We start from the raw sequence: 21,133 nt of genomic DNA on the forward strand, positions 1-21,133 counted from the left end.
TATCAGGATCAAACTGTTAGGTTAAGGGAGCCCTTTCTCGTGAACGGATTGAAACAAAGAATCATTGGTGCGCTGGTTCTGGTCTCCCTGGCTGTGATTTTTGTGCCGATGATATTTGACGAGCCCCATTCCGAGCGCCAGTCCCGGCCTGTCACCATCCCCGAGGAGCCGCCGTTCCCTGAAGTGGACGTTCCCCCGGAGCCGGCCCTTGGCGGCAGCGACTACGGAATGAATTCCGCGCCTCAGGACACTCCCGCTACGGAACCGGCTCCCGGTTATCGACTGATTGAAGGCGTTGAGGAGCCCGCGCCGGAATCATCCAACGTCCGCGAGCCCACGGCCCAGGTAGCAGAACCGGTTACCCGCACGACGGATAGCAATGCAACCGGCTCAGAGCCTCAGCCACAGGTTTCGCAACCCTCCGAGCCGGCAACTTCAGCCAGCTCAGCTGATGAATCCGCTGAGTTCACCCGGTCGCTTGAGGGTGCCTGGGTTGTCCAACTGGGTAGCTTTGGTAATGCCGACAATGCCCGCCGGCTGCGCGACGATGTTCGCGACATGGGGTACGGCGCCCACCTACAGCAAGTGGAGCGCGGCGACACCACGTTGACCCGGGTGTTCAGCGGGCCGTTTGTCAACAAGTCCGAGGCCGAAGCCGCCAAGAAAGCCCTGGACGATGCCTTCTCACTGAACAGCCTGGTTACCTCCGGCGGAAAGTGATCCGGTGACTTGCAATTTATGAGCTTCAGGCGGTTTGGTGACGCCCGGTTTCCTGTTAGAATTCGCGCTTCCTTTTCTCCATCGGGTTATTCATGGACGCGCTGATCTGGATTGACTGGGTCATCATTGCTCTGATTGCCGTTTCCACGCTTATCAGTCTGAAGCGGGGCTTTGTTCGCGAAGCCCTGTCGCTGGTGACCTGGGTGGGGGCATTCATCATTGCCCGCACGTTCCATCCTCAGATGCAGTCATTGCTTGAATCCACCGTGGAAACACCACTGGTGCGTTTGATTGCGGCCTTTGCGATTCTGTTTTTCGGCACCCTGATTGTGGGCGCTATTATCAATAATATGATTGGTCATCTGGTGCGGGCGACCGGATTGTCAGCCACCGACCGCGTTCTCGGCATGGGGTTTGGGTTGCTACGTGGTGTCGTGGTAGTGATTGTTGGTATCGCGTTCACCCGCTACACACCGCTTGCCGAAGATACCTGGTGGAGAACGTCCGTGATGATCGACCGCCTGGCGGTGGTCGAAGACTGGTCCCGCCGAACCCTGGGTGATGAATTTGCCCGGTTCCTGGGCCCCGAAGCAGGGGCCGGGTACAGCACCGAATCCTCAACAGAGCAGGAAGGCGTGGAACCCACGCCTGCATCCCGTTAACATTCAGATTTAACACTCGGAGAGTTCCCCAGCCATGTGCGGCATTGTCGGTATTGTCAGTACTTCAAACGTCAACCAGCTTCTTTACGATGCACTGACTGTTCTTCAGCACCGTGGCCAGGATGCGGCGGGTATTGTGACTTTTCAGGATAACCGGTTTTTTCTGCGCAAGGACAATGGCCTGGTCCGGGATGTATTCCATACCCGGCATATGCGCAGGCTGGTAGGCAATGTGGGGATCGGTCACGTCCGTTACCCCACCGCTGGCAGTTCAAGCTCTGCCGAGGCCCAGCCGTTTTACGTGAACAGCCCCTACGGCATTACTCTGGCGCACAACGGCAACCTGACCAATGCCGATGACCTGAGCAGCGACTTGTTCCGCACCGATCTGCGCCACATCAACACCAATTCCGATTCCGAAGTGTTGCTCAACGTATTTGCCCATGAGCTGCAGAAGCTTGGGAAACTGAACCCGACCAAAGATGAGATTTTTTCCGCCGTCCGCGCCGTGCACAAGCGTTGCCGGGGTGCCTATGCCGTTATCGCGATGATTACCGGCTACGGCATTGTCGGTTTCCGAGACCCCAATGGCATTCGCCCGGCCTGTTACGGTGTGCGGGAAAGCGAAGATGGCCAGAAAGAATACATGATCGCCTCGGAGAGCGTGGCTCTGAACGCCGCCGGTTTCGAGATCGTTCGGGATATTGCACCGGGTGAAGCGGTTTATATCGAAACCGATGGTACCATCTACACCGAGCAATGTGCGGAATCCCCGAAGCTGTATCCATGCATCTTCGAGCACGTCTATTTTGCGCGCCCTGACTCCATCATGGACCGCGTGTCGGTTTACAAGGCACGACTGCGCATGGGCGAAACCCTGGCAGACAAGGTGCTCAGGGAGCGGCCGGACCATGACATTGATGTGGTGATCCCGATTCCGGACACCAGCCGGACTTCGGCCATGCAGATGGCCTATCAGTTGGGCGTCAAATACCGCGAAGGCTTTATCAAGAACCGCTATATCGGGCGGACGTTTATCATGCCCGGCCAGAAAATGCGGAAGAAGTCGGTGCGCCAGAAGCTTAATCCCATAGACCTGGAGTTCCGCGGCAAGAACGTCATGCTGGTAGATGATTCCATCGTCCGGGGAACCACCTGTAAGGAAATCGTTCAGATGGCCCGGGACGCCGGTGCCCGGAACGTCTACTTCGCCTCGGCAGCGCCGCCTGTGCGTTATCCCAACGTGTACGGCATTGATATGCCCTCGGCCAGTGAGCTGATTGCCCACGACCGTTCGGTGGAGGAGGTTCGGGAGCAGATTGGTGCTGACTGGCTGGTATATCAGGACCTGGAAGACCTGATTACCTGTGTCAACGATGTCAACGACGATATCGATGGTTGGGAGTGCTCGGTGTTTACCGGTGATTATGTAACCGGTGACGTGGACGAAGCCTACCTGCGCCGGCTCGAAGACCTGCGTAAAGACGAGAAGCGTCCCGGTGGGCAGATCATCGACGGTGATAATGCCATTATCGACCTCCATAATGACGAAGACTGAACCCCTAACGCCCGTGCCAGGAGAACACTATGACAGTCGGCCGTGAAGAACATCTCTGGATTCCTGAATCGGATCTGGACGGTATGTCAGTGGATACCCTGGCCGTGAGGGCAGGGCAGGTCCGCACCGGTCAGCTGGAGCACAGCGACGCCATCTTTCCGACCTCCAGTTTCGTCTATGGCAGTGCCGCCCAGGCGGCAGCCCGTTTTGGTGGTGAGGAGCCCGGTAACATCTATTCCCGCTTTACCAATCCAACGGTTCAGGGTTTTGAGGCCCGCATCGCTGCCATGGAAGGTGGAGAAAAGGCCGTTGCCACTGCCTCGGGCATGGCGGCCATCCTGAGTACCTGTATGGCGTTGCTGCAGTCCGGGGATCACGTTATCTGTTCCCGTGGCGTGTTTGGTACCACCAACGTCTTGTTCCAGAAGTACATGGCGCGTTTCGGGGTTGAAACCACGTTCGTTAGCCTGACCGATGCAGACGGCTGGGAGGCAGCAGTCCGGCCAGAAACCCGGATGCTGTTTATTGAAACGCCATCCAACCCGCTTTGTGAAATCGCTGATATGGACGCGTTGTCTGCGTTGGCGAGGGCCAACGATGCCCTGTTTGTGGTGGATAACTGTTTCTGTACGCCGGTATTGCAGCGACCCCTTGAGCAAGGTGCGGATCTGGTGATTCATTCAGCCACAAAGTATCTGGATGGCCAGGGCCGTTGTGTTGGCGGGGTAGTGGTGGGGCCTGCCAGGTATCTGGATGAGATCTACGGGTTCCTGCGATCTGCCGGGCCCACCATGAGCCCGTTCAATGCCTGGGTGTTCCAGAAAGGGCTGGAAACCTTACCGATCCGTATGCGAGCCCACTGCAACAATGCGTTAGAGTTGGCGAATTGGCTGGAAAGCCAGCCGAGCGTGGATAAGGTGTTCTACGCCGGTCTTGAAAGCCATCCCCAGCATCAGCTGGCGAAGAAGCAACAGGACGGGTTTGGCGGAATTGTGTCGTTTCTGGTTAAAGGGGGCAGAGAAGAAGCCTGGCGCTTTATTGATGCCACCCGAATGATTTCAATCACAGCGAATCTGGGTGATGTGAAAACCACCATCACCCACCCGGCGACGACAACCCATGGCCGGTTATCTCCCGAGGATAAAGACAAGGCGGGCATCACCGAGAATCTGATCCGGTTGTCTGTTGGCATTGAAGCCATTGATGACCTGAAAACCGATCTGACACGGGGTTTTCAGGCGCTGAAAGACTAAACTCACTGACGGTTTGAGCATTCATGGCGGAATCCGCTAAAGCGAAACAAGCAGCATCGACGGAACTGACAGAAAAACAACAGCGCTTTCGCCGCCTGATGGCCCAAGGGGCCAGAGAAGGTGCGGTTATCGGCATGATTGTGCTGTGCATCTATCTGGCGATGGCGCTGTTTACCTTCAGTGCGTCTGACCCCGGGTGGGCGAGTATCGGCCACGATACCCGCGTGGATAACGCCGCCGGGCGCTCCGGCGCCTGGCTCGCAAGCCTGCTGGTAGACTTCTTCGGGCAGGTTTCCTGGCTTTTCCCGGTGATGATTGCCGGTTATGCCGTCATGCTGATCCGTCGCAGGCACGAGTCACTCGACCTCCATTGGCCACTGTTCATGGTTCGCTTTGGCGGGTTTCTGCTGATTCTGTTGTCGGCCACTAGCCTGCTTTCCCTTTATTCGGTATTTGGCCTTGGTGCCTCCTCCGGCGGTGTACTGGGCACGGCGGTTTCAGAAGCTATGGTGCGCTTCTTCAATCTGCCGGCCACCACGCTGTTGCTGATCGCGATCTTCCTGTTCGCCCTGACCGTGACCGTCGGCCTGTCCTGGTTCCGCTTGATGGACCATGTTGGTGGATTCACTCTGAAAACCGGGCGCTGGCTTCAGTCGCTGTTTAAAAGTAGCGAGCGCAAAGCGAAAAACCCCGGTGCGCCAGCCAGTGCTCGCCCTGATCCAGAGCCTCCGGTCGTCAAAGATCGGGTGGCAAGAACCGATCCCGTAACAGAAAAACCACGTCAGAAAGATGCCTGGTGGCGTCGTGTGTTCCGCCGTAAAGCGAAAACGGCCGATAATGGAACGCCAAAGGACAGAAGCAAAGCTCGTAAGGAACCGGCGATTGACGGGCTTCCTGAAATTGAACCAGAACCCGCAAGACTGGAAAGTTTCAGCTCGTGGGATCGGGATGAAACGCCTCGCAAGGCGGCCGCGCCCCAGCAGCCCAAGTCCGCGAACCGGGCACTGAAAATTGCCCCGTTCAAGAAGGATGATCAGGGGCCTGTCGACAAGAAAGCCAACAGCAAGCAGGGCTCTTTGCTGGAAGACATTGAGAGCCTGATCCCGCCGATTTCCTTGCTGGACCCGCCTGAGGAACATAAAGAAAAGGGTTACTCGGAAGAATCACTGGAGCACATGTCGCGCCTGCTCGAAGAGAAGCTGGCGGATTTCGGTGTCACGGTAGAGGTGGTCGAGGTCAATCCTGGCCCGGTTATCACCCGATTCGAGATCAAGCCCGCCGCCGGGGTGAAAGTCAGCAAGATTTCCAACCTGGCCAAGGATCTCGCCCGTTCATTGGCGGTGTTGAGTGTACGGGTGGTGGAAGTCATACCCGGAAAGTCCGTGGTGGGCATCGAGATTCCCAATGAGGAGCGGGAAATCGTTCGTCTGAGCGAAGTTCTTGGGGCCCGGGTGTTTACCGAGTCGTCATCGCCGCTGACACTGGCACTTGGTAACGATATTGGCGGTAATCCGATGGTGGCCAATCTGGCCAAGATGCCGCACCTGCTGGTGGCCGGTACGACCGGTTCGGGTAAATCGGTCGGGGTTAACGCCATGCTGCTGAGCATGCTGCTCAAAGCCAGTCCCGATGAAGTGCGCTTTATCATGGTGGACCCGAAGATGCTGGAACTGAGCATCTACGACGGGATCCCGCACCTGCTGGCACCGGTTGTGACGGACATGAAAGAAGCCGCCAATGCACTGCGCTGGTGTGTGGCGGAGATGGAGCGGCGCTACCGTTTGATGGCCAGCCTGGGCGTGCGCAACATCGCCGGCTACAACAAAAAGGTGAAGGACGCCAGGGCTGAGGGCGAGCCGTTACTGGACCCTCTCTGGAAACCGGATGAATACCTGGCCAACGAAGAACAGGAGCGGCCAGAACTGGAAACCCTGCCGTTCATCGTTGTCGTAATCGACGAATTTGCTGACATGATGATGATTGTCGGCAAAAAGGTGGAAGAGCTGATCGCCCGCATTGCCCAGAAGGCCCGTGCCGCCGGTATCCATCTGATTCTTGCTACCCAGCGGCCATCCGTGGATGTGATCACAGGCCTGATCAAGGCCAATATCCCGACCCGGATGTCGTTCCAGGTGTCGTCCAAGATCGACTCCCGTACCGTGCTTGATCAGGGTGGCGCCGAACAGCTGCTGGGCCACGGCGATATGCTATACCTGCCGCCGGGTTCTGGCCTGCCGGTTCGGGTACACGGAGCCTTCGTTGACGATGACGAAGTACACCGGGTGGTCAGCGCCTGGAAAGCCCGGGGTGAACCGGAATACGTGGATGATGTGCTTAACGGCGCCGAAGGTGAGCACCTGCCGGGCGTGCCAACCCTCAGCGAAGGCGGTGCAGGCGGTGGTGACGAAGGAGACGCTCTGTTCGACGAAGCGGTCGCTTTTGTGACCGAGAACCGACGGGTGTCGATCTCCTCCGTACAACGTAAATTCAAGATCGGCTACAACCGTGCCGCGAACCTGGTGGACGCCATGGAAGCCTCGGGAGTGGTCAGTCCGGCGGGTCATAATGGTGCCAGGGAAGTTCTGGCGCCGCCGCCCCCAAGAGACTAGGAGCAGCATACTTATGATCAGATCTGTCTACACGACGATAGCGGCGCTGTGCATGATGGCCGTCGTGGCAACGGCCTCTGCGGAACAGGGCAACAGCTCTCGCGATGCCGCTGAAGAGCTGGCCTCTATGTTGCGCAGTTACCAAACCTACCAGGCCGATTTCATCCAGATTGTGGTCAATGAAAATGGTAACCGGGTTCAGGAAACCCGCGGTTCCCTCAAGGCCAAGCGCCCGGGTCTGTTCTACTGGGAGACCGGTGCGCCTTTGTCCCAGTTTATTGTCAGTGACGGCGACACGGTGGAGGTTTACGACCCGGATCTGGAACAGGTCACTATTCACACCCTGGATGACCGGGTGCAGACAACACCGGCGCTGCTTTTGAGTGGCGAAGTCGATAATCTTGAGGAAACCTACGATGTGAGTGAGCGCCGGATGGGTGACAATACCCGCGAGTTCACCCTGGTTCCCAGGGGCGCCGATTCCCTGTTTACATCCTTGCGTTTGAGCTTCTACAACGGTGAGCTCCAGGAAATGAGAATGGAAGATTCGCTGTCTCAACTGAGTATTCTCAGCTTTGACCGGATAACCCTGAATCAGGAACTGGACAACAGTGCCTTCCGCCTGGAATACCCCGAGGAGGTGGATATTATTCGGGACGGTGCCTGATGCAGGACAACCTGTTTGAGCCAGAGGCCGGATTCCAGCCCCTTGCGGCCAGAATGCGGCCGGCCAACCTGGACGAATACGTTGGCCAGGCTCATCTGGTCGGCCCCGGAAAACCGCTCAGGCGCGCCGTAGAGCAGGGCCAACTGCATTCGATGATTCTCTGGGGGCCACCCGGAGTGGGCAAAACCACCTTTGCCCGGCTGTTGGCCAACGTGGGTGACTTGTCCTATGAAACGCTCTCTGCCGTGCTCAGCGGCGTCAAGGATATCCGGGATGTGGTCGAGCGGGCCCGCAACCGCAAGCAGTCCCAGGGCAGGGACACGCTGCTGTTTGTTGACGAGGTGCACCGGTTCAACAAAAGCCAGCAGGATGCATTTCTCCCTCATATTGAAGATGGCACCTTCATTTTTGTGGGTGCCACCACGGAAAACCCCTCTTTCGAACTGAACAGCGCGCTCCTGTCGCGGACTCGCGTGTATGTGCTCAAAAATCTGGACAAGCCGGACATCCTTGAGCTTCTGAATCGAGCGCTGGTTTCGCCGGCGGGTTTCGGCGGCAGCCTGCAGGTTCCAGCGGAGGTGCTGGATAACATGGCTGAAGCTTCTGGAGGCGATGCCCGGCGCGCCCTGAACATTCTGGAGGTGGCCGCCGATCTGGCCGAGCCTGATAGTACCGGACAGAACGTCATAACTGCCCAGACACTGGAACAGGTACTGCAAACCAGTCTGCGCCGTTTCGACAAAGGCGGCGATGTGTTCTATGACCAGATCTCCGCGTTGCATAAATCCGTACGGGGCTCCAGCCCCGATGGTTCCCTGTACTGGCTTTGCCGTATGCTGGACGGTGGCTGTGACCCCCTGTATGTGGCGCGGCGCCTGGTGCGGATCGCCAGCGAAGACATCGGTAACGCAGACCCCCGTGCCCTGCAAATTACCATGCAGGCCTGGGATACCCAGGAGCGGTTGGGGTCGCCGGAAGGGGAGCTGGCGCTGGCCCAGGCCGTCACCTACCTGGCGCTGGCACCAAAGAGTAATGCCGTGTACAAGGCGTTCAACGAGTGTATGGCGGACATCCGAAAAGATCCTGATTACGAAGTGCCGGTGCACCTGCGTAATGCCCCTACCAAGCTGATGAAAAGCCTGGGCCACGGTGACGAATACCGCTACGCCCATGACGAACCGGACGCATACGCGGCCGGAGAATCTTACCTGCCTGAAGCGATTCACCAACGCCGTTACTATCAGCCTGTCATGCGTGGACTGGAGATCAAACTGGCTGAAAAGCGCCAACGCCTGGATGATCTCGATGCCCGAAGCGGCAAAAAGCGTTATTGATGTAACCCTCATGCCGCAAATTACCTGGCCCTAGGCCCGGGGATGGTGGCCAGCAGAACCACGGCAGGTATAATGCCGTGATATCCATACTATTCGTTAACCGGAAAATTCAGGAAGATCATGCTCGATCCGAAACGTGTCCGTTCACAGACTGAAGAAATTGCCCGTCGGCTGGCTATCAAAAACTTCGAGTTTGACGTTGCCACCTTCGAACGCCTTGAGGAACGCCGTCGAGCCATTCAGGTTCGTGCGGAAACGCTGCAGAGCGAGCAGAACAAACGGTCGAAATCCATTGGTAAGGCCAAAGCGGCGGGTGAAGACATCAAACCGCTGCTGGAAGAGGTGGACAATCTCAAGCAGCAGAAGGCCGAAGCTGAGGAGGAGTTGCGCTCAGTACAGGAATCCCTGAACGCGTTTTTTGCCGGCATTCCCAATCTGCCGGATGAAGACGTTCCACCGGGCGCCAACGAAGACGACAACGTAGAGACCCGTGTATGGGGCACGCCGCGTAACTTTGATTTCGAACCCAGAGACCACGTTGCCCTGGGCGAACAGCTCAAGGGTCTGGACTTCGAGAAGGCCACCCAACTGGCGCATTCCCGCTTTGCCGTCATGCGCGGCCAACTGGCGAAGCTGCATCGGGCACTGGCTCAGTTCATGCTCGACCTGCACACAGAAGAGCATGGCTATACCGAAGCCTATGTGCCGTACCTGGTCAATGCCAACGCGCTGTTCGGTACCGGCCAGCTACCCAAGTTTGAAGAGGATCTGTTCCGTACCGCCGGTGACAACCCGCTGTACCTGATCCCGACGGCCGAAGTACCGGCGACCAACCTGGTGGCCGACAGTATTCTGGAGGCCAGCGAAATGCCGCTGCGGATGGTGTGCCATACCCCCTGTTTCCGCAGCGAAGCGGGTTCCTACGGCCGGGATGTGCGTGGCATGATCCGCCAGCATCAGTTCGACAAGGTTGAACTGGTGCATGTTGTGCGCCCCGAGGACTCCACCGAGGCGCTTGAACAGCTCACTGGCCATGCCGAGAAGGTGCTGCAGTTGCTGGAACTGCCGTATCGTGTGGTTACCCTGTGTGGCGGCGACATGGGCTTCTCCGCAGCGAAGACCTACGATCTGGAAGTGTGGCTGCCCGGGCAGGGTAAATACCGGGAAATTTCATCCTGCTCCAACACCCGTGATTTTCAGGCACGGCGTATGCAAGCACGTTGGCGCAACCCGGAAACCGGAAAGCCCGAGCCTGTTCATACCCTGAACGGATCGGGTCTGGCCGTTGGCCGTGCGATGATCGCGGTGATGGAGAACTACCAGCAGGAGGACGGCAGTATTCTGGTTCCGGACGTTCTCAAACCCTATATGAAAGGCATTGATCGGATCCAATGAGCGAACCATTCACGGATGCACCGGGAAGGGGCGTCAAGGCAGGGCCTGCACCAGTTCGGTACAGGCCCAACCCGGTAACCGAAAACCCGAATAATTCTGCGGGCGAGGTCGCCCTGGTGGGCGCCGGCCCGGGTGATCCTGAACTTCTGACCCTCAAGGCCTGGCGCCTGATCCAGTCCGCCGACGTTATTCTCTACGATCGGCTGGTTTCTCCGGAAATACTCTCCCTGATCCCCGATAATGTTGAGATGGTTCATGTCGGCAAGCAGCGCTCAAATCACACGTTGCCGCAGGATCAGATCAACCAACGCTTGGTGGAGCTGGCCCGGGAGGGCCACAAAGTGGTGCGCCTCAAGGGTGGTGACCCGTTCATCTTCGGCCGCGGCGGCGAAGAGATTGAAACGCTGGCGGCTGCCGGTGTTCGCTTCCAGGTGGTTCCCGGTATAACCGCAGCGTCCGGCTGTGCGGCCTATGCGGGCATTCCGCTGACTCACCGGGACCACGCCCAGTCGGTGCGCTTTATTACCGGGCATTTGAAAAACGATACCTGCGATTTGCCCTGGTCAGACTTCGTGCAGAATAATCAGACACTGGTGTTCTACATGGGTTTGGTGGGATTGCCGATTATCTGCCGGCAATTGATTGGCCATGGCATGACACCAGATATGCCGGTGGCGCTGGTGTCCAAGGGCACAACCGCCGACCAGAAAGTGGTGGTGGGCACGCTCAGTGATATTGTTGGCAAGGTGGAGAACAGTGGTGTTCAGGCGCCCACTCTGGTGATTATCGGTCACGTGGTCGGGCTCAGAAGTCGCCTGGACTGGCGGGGAGCTGTAGAGAGCGCCTGAGGGTGGAGAAGCAGGGCGGGCCCGCGTATCGGTCTCACGGGGCGCCGAAGCTGATCGGCTACCCCGTGAATCCTGTCAGCACGCTCAGGCGTTACGCTTGGGCAGCACGTCTTTGAGCTTTTCGCGCATATCCCGAATGGCTTTCTCGGTGGTTTCCCAGTCAATACAGGCATCGGTTACCGACACGCCGTATTTCAGGTCTGCCAGGTTTTCCGGGATGGACTGGTTACCCCAGTTGATGTGGCTTTCCACCATCAGGCTCTGGATAGACTGGTTGCCCTCCAGGATCTGATGGGTCACATCCTGCATGACCAGAGGCTGAATGGCCGGGTCTTTGCTGGAGTTGGCGTGGCTGCAATCCACCATAATCGACTTGCGCAGATTGGCTTTGTCCAGCGCCTGCTCGCACAGTGCAACACTCACGGAATCATAGTTCGGTTTGCCACCGCCACCGCGCAACACCACGTGGCCATAGTTGTTGCCCTTGGTGCGGATGATGGCCACCTTGCCTTGCTGGTCGATGCCCAGGAAGCTGTGGGGGTGAGAAACCGATTTCATGGCGTTAACGGCTACGTCCAGGCTGCCATCAGTGCCATTCTTGAAGCCAATGGCCATGGACAGGCCGCTGCTCATTTCCCGGTGGGTTTGAGACTCGGTGGTGCGGGCGCCAATGGCGGACCAGGCAATGGTGTCTTGCAGGTACTGGGGGGAGATCGGGTCAAGGGCCTCGGTGGCGGTTGGCAGGCCCATCTCGTTGATATCCAGCAGCAAGCGACGGCCAATGTGCAGGCCCTGTTCAATATCGAAGGTATCGTTCAGGTGTGGGTCGTTGATCAGGCCTTTCCAGCCAACGGTGGTGCGCGGTTTCTCGAAATATACCCGCATCACCAGCAGCAGGGTATCGCTGACTTCGTCGGCGAGTTTTTTCAGCCGGGCAGCGTAATCGCGGGCTGCCTCCACATCGTGGATAGAGCAGGGGCCAACCACGATAAACAGGCGGTGGTCTTTGCCATCCATGATGTCGTAAATGGCCTGGCGGCCAGAGGCTACGGTTTCGGCAGCTTCATCTGACAGCGGCATTTCGTTCTTCAGCGCTTCAGGAGTGATCAGTGGTTCCTGGCTGGCCACGTTCAGGTTTTCCAGTTTCTTGCCCGACATCTTGTTGTGCTTCCCCGAATCAGATCGTTACATCACCGGGTAACGCTGTCATTATGGGCCCGGTGTTTAATAATTAACGCGAATGGTGCCGGTCTGCAGTTGCTGTAAACCCCGGCGAGTTGGTTATACTGCGTTATTTGAAGACCCTTTTCAACGCTTCCAGTCAACAGGTAACTGATGTCGCCGCCAGCCAGGAAACCACAAGCAGACTCTTCCCCCCGAAAGGTGGTTTCAGAGAGGATTACGCAGGTTCTTTCGGGTATCCGGGTGCCGGATTTACCCTATCCGGCCGGAAAATCGTCACCTGAGTCCAATGCCGATTGGCGCCCGCTGTTGTTTTCCTGTTGGACGGAACAACGGGACGAGCGGGTAACGGACGTTCTGCGGTCGGTGCAGATCGAATGGACCGTGCGCCAGGTCAATGCAGCCTATCTGTCTGACCGGATAATGGACGTGTTCCTGAAAACCAGTGGTTTGCATCGTGCCCTGGTCAGTCGTATTGCCAGATTACGGTTCTGGCTGGCGTGGCAGCTCGATACCCGCGGAACCAATGTGTTCAGCGATGTTGTTCTTGACTGGTTGGACAACCTGCAGGAGTGGCGGGGGTGGAGTGATACCGGGGGGCGATCATCCAGGGTGTTGCTGGACCAATTGGACAGCCTGGTTATCGCGGTGTCCGGCAGCTTTGAAAGTGGCCAGCCCGAACTGGTGGAGAGCTATTGTAAACAATGGCTTGATGACCGGGAGAAAGGTGAGCACCAGGTCAGCCGGTTGCGTGAACGTCTTCTTGAGACCGAGCGTGGTGCTTCGCGGCAGCGTCTTGCCGACCAGGTTTCCCGCGCGCTGATCGGCAGGGCGCTGACAGGGCGTGAGTTACCGGTGGTCATCAGTCGATTCATCATCGAAGACTGGTACAAGGTTCTCAAACAGAGCGTCTGGTCCGAGGGCACAGACAGTGAGCTGTATCGACACGCCAACAAACTGCTCGAGTGGTTGGTATGGCTTGGTGATCCTGCACTGTCGGACAGAGACCGGAACCGGCTTTACCATGTAGGCGAGCAGATAGGAGACCGGATACAGGATGTGTGGACCCGGGCCCTCGGCCAGGGGTTACCGGAGAACGCTTTGGCGGATATTCAGACGGTTATCGTAGCGCGTATCCGCGGCGAGGTGCCGGAACTCGAGCCTGCCCTGGGTAGCGGCACCAGTCTGACCTGGGACAGCCGTTGGCTATCGCTGGCTTCGGTAGACCCGCAACAGGCCGAGGGCTTTATCGGCCGCTGGTTTGTCGAAGGTGAGGGCGCCGCTGAGCAAAGGCGTTATTTGTTCGCGCTGCTCGAAGATAGTGGGGAAGTGCTCTGGACCAACGGCGCCGGCGTCAAGCTCGGCCTGCAGGACTGGGCGCTGTTCCTGGCAGATCTTGAAGCCGACACCCTGCGGCCCTTACCGGCTCCGACACCGTTTGGTGAGGTGCTCTCGGAAACCGTGAATCTGTTGTTCAAGGTGTGCGAGAAACAGCAGAAACAACGTGAAGAGGCGGCGCGGGAAGCGAGGGCTCGGGCAGAGGCACTGCGAAAGGAGAAGGAAGCCGCCGAGCGCGCAAGAAAGGCCGAAGAAGAGGCAAAACAGGCTGCCCTGGAGCAACAGAGGGCCGAAGTGGAACGGCAGCGCCAGGAAGATGAGAAAGCGGAGCACGAACGTCTCCAGAAAGAACGTGAGCTGGCGGCGGCCAAACAGGTGGATAGTATTGGTTTGGGAGGCTGGATTGTACTGGCCGCCCAGAAGGATGATGAGGAACCGACCAGGCTGAAACTGGCGGTCAAGATTTCTGCATCCCGGAAGTTCGTGTTCGTGGACCGTCTGGGGCTTAATCGCCGTGAGTTTCTACACGATGAGCTGGTATCCGGGGTTGTATCAGGCCGCATCCGGATATTGGGGAGTGCAGCAGAGTTCGACGACACCCTGAGCCGGGTTGTTGGCCGGATCCGTGTTGGCCGTAACTGAGGATGGCTTATGGTTGATGATAACTACGAGTTCGGAAGCTCCCAGGGGTTACCCGGTGGGCAGGACAATCGTGAGGAATATCGTTTAACCGCCAGGGCTCGGGCATGGCTGTGGCTTGAGTCACCTGAACCGGATGTTGAGTTACAGGATGCCGTTCCTCTTGAATGCCAGATTCGCGATATTTCGGCGAGGGGCCTGAGCCTTGTCTCGTCGGAGCCGTTGGTGCTGAACTCGTTGCTGATGGCGGAGATCAGTCTTGGGCACAAAATGCAGCGGTTTCGGTTAATGGTGGAGGTTGTGTGGTGCCGTGAAACGCCCCCGGAATACCTGGTGGGTGTCCAGATTCTGGAATCGGATGAGACGGATTATCTGGAATGGATGGATGCGGTTGCCACAGCCCTTGCTGAGAGTTGAACAAATAAGCCGGCATGGAGCCGGCTTATTTGATGACGTCACAGGATGACAATCAGGATTCCAGTTCGCTCATCCCGGTGATGTTAAAGCCGCCATCCACGTAGAGAATCTCACCAGTAATACCAGAGGCAAGATCGGACGACATGAACGCTGCGGCGTTACCGACTTCTTCAGTGGTGACGTTGCGGCGCAGGGGAGCCTGCTTGGCGTTCTCGGCCAGCATTCGGCGGAAACTCTTGATGCCGGAAGCAGCCAGAGTCTTGATCGGGCCTGCGGAAATACCGTTTACCCGAATACCTTCCCGGCCAAGGCTGGCGGCCATGTAGCGCACGTTGGCTTCCAGTGAGGCCTTGGCAAGCCCCATGACGTTGTAGTTCTGCAGAACCCTTTCCGCACCGAGATAGCTCAAGGTCAGCAGGCTGCTGCCCTCATGCATCATCTTGCGAGCGCCCTTGGCCAGTGCGACAAAGCTGTAGGAGCTGATGTCATGGGCGATACGGAAACCGTCACGGGTGGTCACATCCACATAGTTACCGTCGAGTTCATGCGCTGGCGCGTAACCAACAGCGTGAATAATGATGTCGATGTTATCCCAGTGTTTGTTGAGCTCGGTGAACACAGCGTCAATCTGCTCGTCACTGGCCACATCGCAGGGGAACGTCAGCTGACTGCCCCACTGATCCGCGAATTTCTCAACCCGGGACTGAAGCTTTTCGTTCTGGTAAGTGAAGGCCAGTTCAGCGCCTTCACGGGCGAATGCCTCGGCGATGCCGTAGGCGATGGAATGTTTGCTGGCTACACCAACAATCAGTGCTTTCTTGCCACTGAGGATTCCCATGGGTATCTGCTCCCTGTGTTCCTTGGTTTCAGCGCATTATCCCCGACATGCGTCGGCGGGCGTAACGGTCAATTGGTCGTAGGCTGATAAAAGAAAGCCGCGGTCAGCAGTTCCCGGGTGTAGTCCTGTTTCGGTGCCCGGAAAATAGCCTCTGCGGCCCCGTACTCCACTATCTGGCCGTTCTTCAGCACCAGCAATTTGTGGCTGAGTGCTCGAACGACAGCCAGATCATGACTGATAAAGATGTAGCTTAGCTTATATCTGGCCTGAATTTCCCGTAAAAGCTCAATCACTTGCTTCTGGACGGTCCGGTCCAGGGCGGAGGTAGGCTCATCGAGAATAATCAGTTCCGGCTGCAACACCAGTGCCCGGGCGATGGCAATGCGTTGTCGCTGCCCGCCGGAAAATTCGTGGGGGTAACGGTGCCTGGCGTCTGGGTCCAGCCCCACATCCTTCAGTGCCTGAATCACTCTGGCGTCGTGTTGCTCGGCATCGTTGGTGTCGTGTATCTCTAGCCCTTCACGGACAATTTCAGCCACCGACATCCGGGGGCTCAGACTACCGAAAGGATCCTGAAAGACAATCTGGACCCGCTTGCGCCAGGGTCGGAACTGCTTCTGGGACAGAGGCCCAAGTTCGGTTCCCGCCAACCGGATACTCCCGGTGCTGGCGGTTAACTTCAGTAGCGCATGTCCGATGGTGGTTTTGCCACTGCCGCTTTCACCGACAATACCCAGTGTCTCGCCTGGTTGCAGGGCAAAACTCACGTTCTGAACCGCGTGGAAACTCTCCTTGACCTTGCCCAGCAGGTTCTTGCGAATAGGGAACTGAACATTCAGCCCCGTGACTTCCATCAGTGTTCTACCACCATCAGTCGGTGGGAGAGGGTTTTCTGGTGGTTCCGCATCAATGAGCTTCCGGGTATAGGGGTGCGCAGGCGCGGTGAACAGTTGCTCGGTGGCGGCTTCCTCAACGCATTGACCCTGTTCCATAACCACCACTCTATCCGCATAGCGGCGGACAATGCTCAGGTCGTGAGTGATCATCAGAATGGCCATGCCGAGTTTCTGTTTCAGCGATTCCAGCAACTCCAGTACTTGTTTCTGTACGGTCACATCCAGAGCCGTGGTGGGTTCGTCGGCGATCAGCAGATCCGGTTCGTTGGCCAGGGCCATGGCGATCATGATCCTCTGTTTCTGGCCACCGGACAGCTGGTGTGGGTAGCTGTTCAGACGCCGCTCCGGCTCGGGAATGCCCACCAGGTCGAGCAGTTCAATACAACGCTTTCGGGCCTGGGGGCCACGCATGCCCTTGTGTAGCTCCAGAGTTTCGGTGATCTGCTTTTCAACCGTGTGTAAGGGGTTGAGCGAGGTCATGGGCTCCTGGAAGATCATGCTGATCTCCCGGCCGCGGATTTGCCTCAACCTGCTATCGTTTGCGCCCAGCAAGTCGTCGCCACGATACAGAATCTTGCCAGTAGGATAACGGGCGTGCCGGGCATCCAGTAACCTGAGAACAGACAGGGCCGACACCGATTTGCCAGAGCCGCTTTCGCCCACCAGCGCCAGGGTTTCGCCGAGACCAACCCGCAGCGACAGGCTGTCTACGACCAACGGGCCGTTATCAAAGTGGATGGACAGATCCGAGATGGTCAGGAGGTCGCTCATATCAGTTCTTTCTCGGGTCAAAGGCATCGCGCACTGCTTCGCCTACAAATACCAGCAGCGTCAGCATCACCGACAGGGACACAAAGGCAGAAATGCCCAGCCAGGGGGCATGGAGGTTGGCCTTACCCTGGGCGATCAGCTCCCCCAGGGACGGTGAACCGCCCGGCAGGCCAAAGCCCAGGAAATCCAGCGAGGTAAGCCCGGTAATCGCGCCAGTCAGGATAAACGGCAGAAAGGTGAGGGTGGCCACCATGGCGTTCGGCAGAATGTGCCGGAACATAATATGCCGGTTACCCAACCCGAGCGCCCGGGCCGCTTTTACGTATTCGAAGTTTCTCGCCCGCAGGAATTCGGCACGAACCACATCCACCAGCCCCATCCAGCTGAACAGCAACATAATGCCCAGCAACCACCAGAAGTTGGGCTGGACAATGGCGGAGAGGATAATCAGCAAGTACAGCATTGGCAGGCCGGACCAGATCTCAATAAAGCGCTGGCCGAACAGGTCCACCTTGCCGCCGTAAAAGCCCTGAATGGCACCGACGATCACGCCGACAATGCAGCTGGCGATGGTCAAGGTCAGACCAAAAACCACGGAAATCCGGAAGCCGTAGATGACCCGGGCAGCCACGTCCCGGCCCTGGTCGTCTGTACCCAGCCAGTGTTCGGCGCTGGGTGGTGCGGGCGAGGGTACGCTCAGTTCATAGTTGATGGTGTTGTAGCTGAATTTGATCGGCGGCCAGAGGATCCAGCCGTTGGCCTCTATTTCGTCCCGGATGAAGCGATCCCGGTAGTCGGTTTCTGTGGGCAGAAAGCCGCCAAAGGTTTCCTCGGGCACCATCTGGACTACCGGGAAATAGACATCGCCCTGATAGGAGACCACCAGTGGCTTGTCGTTGGCGATTAGCTCTGCCACCAGGGAAAGACCGAACAGGGCCAGGAAAAGCCACAGTGACCAGAAACCACGGCGATTATTCCTGAAATTCCGCAGCCGGCGCTGTTGGATGGGCGTCAGTCGGGGCATGGTTATGCGCCCTCCCGGCTTTCAAAATCGATGCGCGGGTCTACCAGCACATAGGTGATGTCGCTGATCAGCTTCAGAATCAAACCCATCAGGGTGAAGATGTAGAGAGTGCCGAAAATCACCGGGTAATCCCGGTTCAGGGCCGCCTCAAAGCCGAGCAGGCCAAGGCCGTCCAGGGAGAAAATCACTTCAATCAGCAAGGACCCGGTAAAGAACAGGGACACCAGAACACCCGGCATGCTGGCGATCACAATCAGCATGGCGTTGCGGAACACATGGCCATACAGCACTTGTTTTTCATCCAGACCCTTGGCCCGGGCCGTCACCACGTATTGTTTGCCGATCTCATCCAGGAATGAGTTCTTGGTCAGCAGGGTGAGGGTGGCAAAGCCGCCAATCACATTGGCGGTCACCGGCAAGGCAAGGTGCCAGAAGTAATCAGCGATCTTCTGGTACCAGTTGAGCTCATCGAAATTCGGCGAGGTGAGGCCCCGGAGGGGGAACCAGTCGAAATAGCTGCCGCCGGCAAACAACACGATCAACAGAATAGCAAACAGGAAGCCGGGAATGGCATAGCCAACCACGATGGCAGAGCTTGTCCAGACATCGAATCGGGAGCCGTCAGACACGGCTTTGCGAATGCCCAGGGGGATGGAAATCAGGTAAATGATCAGGGTGGACCAGAGCCCCAGGGAAATGGAAACCGGCATCTTGTCGATGATCAGCTCAACGACGGTACGGTCCCGGAAAAAGGATTCGCCGAAATTGAACGTGGCGTAATCCTTGAGCATCTTCAGGAAGCGTTCATGGGCGGGCTTGTCGAAACCGTACATCACCTCGATTTCTTTCAGCAATTCCGGTGGCAGGCCTCGGGAACCCCGGCTGTCGCCGGAGCTGGTGACGACTTCACCACCGGTATCTCCACCGCCCGCCCGTGCCAGGGCACTGCTGCCGTGGCCTTCCATCTGGGCAATAAGCTGGTCAACCGGGCCGCCCGGTGCAGCCTGAACAATGATGAAATTGAGTAGCATAATCCCCACCAGCGTGGGGATGATCAGTGCTAGCCGCCGGAGAATGTAGATGCCCATTTAGGGGAGGAATCCTTTCGTTACAGCGTTGGTGACAGTCGGCGGATCAGCGGTTGATCCACCAGTTGTTCAGGTCGATACCATTTTTCGGTGTGACCTCAGGTCGCTGTAAATGGTTCCAGTAGGCTACCCGGTCTTTGGTCAGGTGCCAGTGCGGAATTACATAGTGGCTGTGCAGAAGCACCCGGTCGAGCGCTCGAACACGGTGCACCAGCTGTTCCCGGTCCGGCGCCTGGATGACCATGTCGACCAGTTGGTCTACCACGGGATCATTAACGCCCATGAAATTCCGGGAGCCGGATACCTCTGCGGTACTGGAGTGCCAGTATTCCCGTTGCTCGTTACCCGGGGAGTCTGATTGCGGCAGCACCTGGGTGATCATGTCGAAGTCAAAGCTGCGCACCCGTTGAATGTACTGGTTGCTGTCAACAAGGCGCACGGTGACGTCTATGCCCAGGCGTTCCAGGTTGCGGGTAAAGGGCAGCACCACCCGCTCAAAACTCTTCTGGAACAGCAGCACTTCAAAGCTCAGTTGCTTGCCGGTTTCCTCATGCACCATTTTGCCGCCACGGATGCTGTAGCCGGCCTCGTTCAGCAGTTCCATGGCCGCCCGCAGATTGTCTCGCATGGACCGGCTGTCGCTGGTGTCCGGTGGGGTGTACTCGCGGGTAAAGACCTCCGGGTTCAGCTGATCCCGGAAGCGTTCCAGGATGTCCAGTTCAGGGCCTTCAGGTAGGCCGGATGAGGCCAGTTCACTGTTTTCAAAATAGCTGTTGGTCCGGGTGTACTGGTCAAAGAACAGGTTACGGTTAGCCCACTGGAAGTCAAAGCCGTAAGCCAGGGCCTGGCGGACCTTCGGGTCACGGAATACCGGCTTTCGGGTGTTGAAGACAAAACCCTGCATACCGCTTGGGCGTTGATGAGGGATGGCCTCGCGAACGATTCGGCCATCTTCGAAACGCCGGCCGGTGTAGGCGGTTGCCCAGTTCTTTGCGGAGGTTTCCTGGCGGAAGTCGAAGTTGCCTGCTTTGAAGGCTTCCAGCGCTACCGTGTCATCGTTGTAGTATTCGTACTGGATGCGCTGGAAATTGAAACGTCCTACACGTACGGGCAGGTCTTTTGCCCAGTAGTCTTCAACCAACTCATAGGTAACAGAGCGCCCAGCATCGAACGAACCAATGCGGTAGGGCCCACTGCCCACCGGAACGTCCAGACCGTTTCGACCAAACTCCCGCTCTTCCCAGTAATGGGCCGGGAGAATAGGCATTTGCCCCAGGATCAGAGGCAGCTCACGGTTATCGGTTTCGCCGAAATCGAATCGGATACGATGACTGTTCTCGATCGTGACCTTGCGCACATCCGCGTAGTAGTTGCGGTAGAAGGGGTGCCCTTCAGTGGTCAGGATACGGTGCGAGAACTCGACGTCTTTGGCGGTGATCGGGGTGCCGTCCTGAAATTTGGCCTCTTCCCGCAAATTAAAGATCACATATCGGCGGTCCTCGGGAAACTCCACGCTCTCGGCAATTAAGCCATACTCGGAGAACGGCTCGTCCGAGGACGATTCCATCAGGGTGTCGTAGACGTAGGTGCTGACGCCGGCGGCCGCCACGCCGCGAATCACAAACGGGTTGAAGCTATCGAACCCGTTGGATACCACGGACAGCTTCAGGGAGCCGCCTTTGGGCGCCTCGGGGTTGACGTAATCGAAGTGGCTGAAGCCTTCCGGGTATTTCAACTCACCATGCATGGCGATCCCATGAACGGGCGCTGGCCCGTTTTCGTGGTGATCGTCAGCAGCGGAAAAAAGCGGAGTGGCCATCAAGGCCAGGGATGTGATCAGTCCAGACAGGGTCAGGTGAGGTGCTTTCCGTGTTTTTGTCATGGTTCTCGCACG

General features: G+C 57.6%; 17 protein-coding genes. 11 read left to right on the forward strand and 6 right to left on the reverse strand.

Annotated features, from left to right (window positions below):
- Window positions 1-39: 39 nt before the first annotated feature.
- The 9 genes from RVM24_RS05085 (at window position 40) to cobA (ending at window position 11,046) form a co-directional block, all read left to right on the forward strand.
- A complete protein-coding gene (locus tag RVM24_RS05085) occupies window positions 40-720 on the forward strand; it encodes an SPOR domain-containing protein (protein ID WP_431475047.1) in 681 nt (226 codons plus the stop codon).
- Window positions 721-812: 92 nt separating this feature from the next.
- Complete coding sequence (locus RVM24_RS05090) at window positions 813-1,382, forward strand: CvpA family protein (RefSeq protein ID WP_138435580.1); 570 nt, start codon at window positions 813-815, stop codon at window positions 1,380-1,382.
- A gap of 34 nt (window positions 1,383-1,416) precedes the next feature.
- Window positions 1,417-2,940 (forward strand): amidophosphoribosyltransferase, encoded by a 1,524-nt coding sequence (purF, locus tag RVM24_RS05095; protein WP_431475048.1) that lies wholly within the window; start codon window positions 1,417-1,419, stop codon window positions 2,938-2,940.
- 29 nt (window positions 2,941-2,969) lie between these two features.
- A complete protein-coding gene (locus RVM24_RS05100) occupies window positions 2,970-4,193 on the forward strand; it encodes an O-succinylhomoserine sulfhydrylase (protein ID WP_431475049.1) in 1,224 nt (407 codons plus the stop codon).
- 23 nt (window positions 4,194-4,216) lie between these two features.
- A complete protein-coding gene (locus RVM24_RS05105; RefSeq protein WP_431475050.1) occupies window positions 4,217-6,802 on the forward strand; it encodes a DNA translocase FtsK in 2,586 nt (861 codons plus the stop codon).
- Between the two features lie 52 nt (window positions 6,803-6,854).
- The gene (gene lolA, locus RVM24_RS05110; RefSeq protein WP_228704052.1) at window positions 6,855-7,469 is read left to right on the forward strand and encodes an outer membrane lipoprotein chaperone LolA; all 615 of its coding nucleotides are present in this window, start codon (window positions 6,855-6,857) and stop codon (window positions 7,467-7,469) included.
- Window positions 7,469-8,803 (forward strand): replication-associated recombination protein A, encoded by a 1,335-nt coding sequence (locus RVM24_RS05115; RefSeq protein ID WP_286920854.1) that lies wholly within the window; start codon window positions 7,469-7,471, stop codon window positions 8,801-8,803. Before lolA ends, RVM24_RS05115 begins: the two co-directional genes overlap by 1 nt.
- 120 nt (window positions 8,804-8,923) lie before the next feature.
- The gene (gene serS / locus RVM24_RS05120) at window positions 8,924-10,198 is read left to right on the forward strand and encodes a serine--tRNA ligase (RefSeq protein WP_072677366.1); all 1,275 of its coding nucleotides are present in this window, start codon (window positions 8,924-8,926) and stop codon (window positions 10,196-10,198) included.
- Entirely contained in the window at window positions 10,195-11,046 is an 852-nt protein-coding gene (gene cobA, locus RVM24_RS05125) for a uroporphyrinogen-III C-methyltransferase (RefSeq protein WP_138435574.1), read from the forward strand. The genes serS and cobA overlap by 4 nt, the downstream gene beginning before the upstream one ends.
- A gap of 84 nt (window positions 11,047-11,130) precedes the next feature.
- Here the strand turns inward: cobA and RVM24_RS05130 are convergent, their stop codons facing one another.
- Window positions 11,131-12,204, reverse strand: a complete 1,074-nt coding sequence (locus RVM24_RS05130) for a 3-deoxy-7-phosphoheptulonate synthase (RefSeq protein WP_061331154.1) — start codon at window positions 12,202-12,204, stop codon at window positions 11,131-11,133.
- Window positions 12,205-12,471: 267 nt separating this feature from the next.
- Here RVM24_RS05130 and RVM24_RS05135 point away from each other — a divergent pair, with 267 nt between their 5' ends.
- A complete protein-coding gene (locus RVM24_RS05135) occupies window positions 12,472-14,208 on the forward strand; it encodes a DUF1631 family protein (protein WP_286920855.1) in 1,737 nt (578 codons plus the stop codon).
- A 9-nt stretch (window positions 14,209-14,217) separates the two neighbouring features.
- Window positions 14,218-14,622: a PilZ domain-containing protein gene (locus RVM24_RS05140; RefSeq protein WP_286920856.1), complete on the forward strand. Its 405-nt coding sequence runs from the start codon at window positions 14,218-14,220 to the stop codon at window positions 14,620-14,622.
- A gap of 52 nt (window positions 14,623-14,674) precedes the next feature.
- Here the strand turns inward: RVM24_RS05140 and RVM24_RS05145 are convergent, their stop codons facing one another.
- From RVM24_RS05145 to RVM24_RS05165, 5 genes are all read right to left on the reverse strand, one after another.
- Window positions 14,675-15,460, reverse strand: a complete 786-nt coding sequence (locus RVM24_RS05145; RefSeq protein ID WP_061331157.1) for an enoyl-ACP reductase FabI — start codon at window positions 15,458-15,460, stop codon at window positions 14,675-14,677.
- Between the two features lie 68 nt (window positions 15,461-15,528).
- A complete protein-coding gene (locus RVM24_RS05150; protein WP_431475051.1) occupies window positions 15,529-17,127 on the reverse strand; it encodes an ABC transporter ATP-binding protein in 1,599 nt (532 codons plus the stop codon).
- A gap of 1 nt (window position 17,128) precedes the next feature.
- A complete protein-coding gene (locus RVM24_RS05155) occupies window positions 17,129-18,151 on the reverse strand; it encodes an ABC transporter permease (protein ID WP_431475052.1) in 1,023 nt (340 codons plus the stop codon).
- A gap of 2 nt (window positions 18,152-18,153) precedes the next feature.
- Window positions 18,154-19,239 (reverse strand): microcin C ABC transporter permease YejB, encoded by a 1,086-nt coding sequence (locus RVM24_RS05160; protein ID WP_431475053.1) that lies wholly within the window; start codon window positions 19,237-19,239, stop codon window positions 18,154-18,156.
- 46 nt (window positions 19,240-19,285) lie between these two features.
- On the reverse strand, window positions 19,286-21,121 hold the full coding sequence (locus RVM24_RS05165; protein WP_286255485.1) for an extracellular solute-binding protein: 1,836 nt from the start codon (window positions 21,119-21,121) through the stop codon (window positions 19,286-19,288).
- Between the last annotated feature and the right edge of the window lie 12 nt (window positions 21,122-21,133).

The organism is Marinobacter sp. KM021 (assembly GCF_050707965.1).
Taxonomy (GTDB): domain Bacteria; phylum Pseudomonadota; class Gammaproteobacteria; order Pseudomonadales; family Oleiphilaceae; genus Marinobacter; species Marinobacter shengliensis.

What these genes read in the sequence shown, in the direction of transcription:
- RVM24_RS05090 (WP_138435580.1), top strand. Translation starts at nt 813, where the DNA reads ATGGACGCGCTGATCTGGATTGACTGGGTCATCATTGCTCTGATTGCC.
- purF (WP_431475048.1), top strand. Translation starts at nt 1,417, where the DNA reads ATGTGCGGCATTGTCGGTATTGTCAGTACTTCAAACGTCAACCAGCTT.
- RVM24_RS05100 (WP_431475049.1), top strand. Translation starts at nt 2,970, where the DNA reads ATGACAGTCGGCCGTGAAGAACATCTCTGGATTCCTGAATCGGATCTG.
- RVM24_RS05105 (WP_431475050.1), top strand. Translation starts at nt 4,217, where the DNA reads ATGGCGGAATCCGCTAAAGCGAAACAAGCAGCATCGACGGAACTGACA.
- lolA (WP_228704052.1), top strand. Translation starts at nt 6,855, where the DNA reads ATGATGGCCGTCGTGGCAACGGCCTCTGCGGAACAGGGCAACAGCTCT.
- RVM24_RS05115 (WP_286920854.1), top strand. Translation starts at nt 7,469, where the DNA reads ATGCAGGACAACCTGTTTGAGCCAGAGGCCGGATTCCAGCCCCTTGCG.
- serS (WP_072677366.1), top strand. Translation starts at nt 8,924, where the DNA reads ATGCTCGATCCGAAACGTGTCCGTTCACAGACTGAAGAAATTGCCCGT.
- cobA (WP_138435574.1), top strand. Translation starts at nt 10,195, where the DNA reads ATGAGCGAACCATTCACGGATGCACCGGGAAGGGGCGTCAAGGCAGGG.
- RVM24_RS05130 (WP_061331154.1), bottom strand. Translation starts at nt 12,204, where the DNA reads ATGTCGGGCAAGAAACTGGAAAACCTGAACGTGGCCAGCCAGGAACCA.
- RVM24_RS05140 (WP_286920856.1), top strand. Translation starts at nt 14,218, where the DNA reads ATGGTTGATGATAACTACGAGTTCGGAAGCTCCCAGGGGTTACCCGGT.
- RVM24_RS05145 (WP_061331157.1), bottom strand. Translation starts at nt 15,460, where the DNA reads ATGGGAATCCTCAGTGGCAAGAAAGCACTGATTGTTGGTGTAGCCAGC.
- RVM24_RS05150 (WP_431475051.1), bottom strand. Translation starts at nt 17,127, where the DNA reads ATGAGCGACCTCCTGACCATCTCGGATCTGTCCATCCACTTTGATAAC.
- RVM24_RS05155 (WP_431475052.1), bottom strand. Translation starts at nt 18,151, where the DNA reads ATGCCCCGACTGACGCCCATCCAACAGCGCCGGCTGCGGAATTTCAGG.
- RVM24_RS05160 (WP_431475053.1), bottom strand. Translation starts at nt 19,239, where the DNA reads ATGGGCATCTACATTCTCCGGCGGCTAGCACTGATCATCCCCACGCTG.
- RVM24_RS05165 (WP_286255485.1), bottom strand. Translation starts at nt 21,121, where the DNA reads ATGACAAAAACACGGAAAGCACCTCACCTGACCCTGTCTGGACTGATC.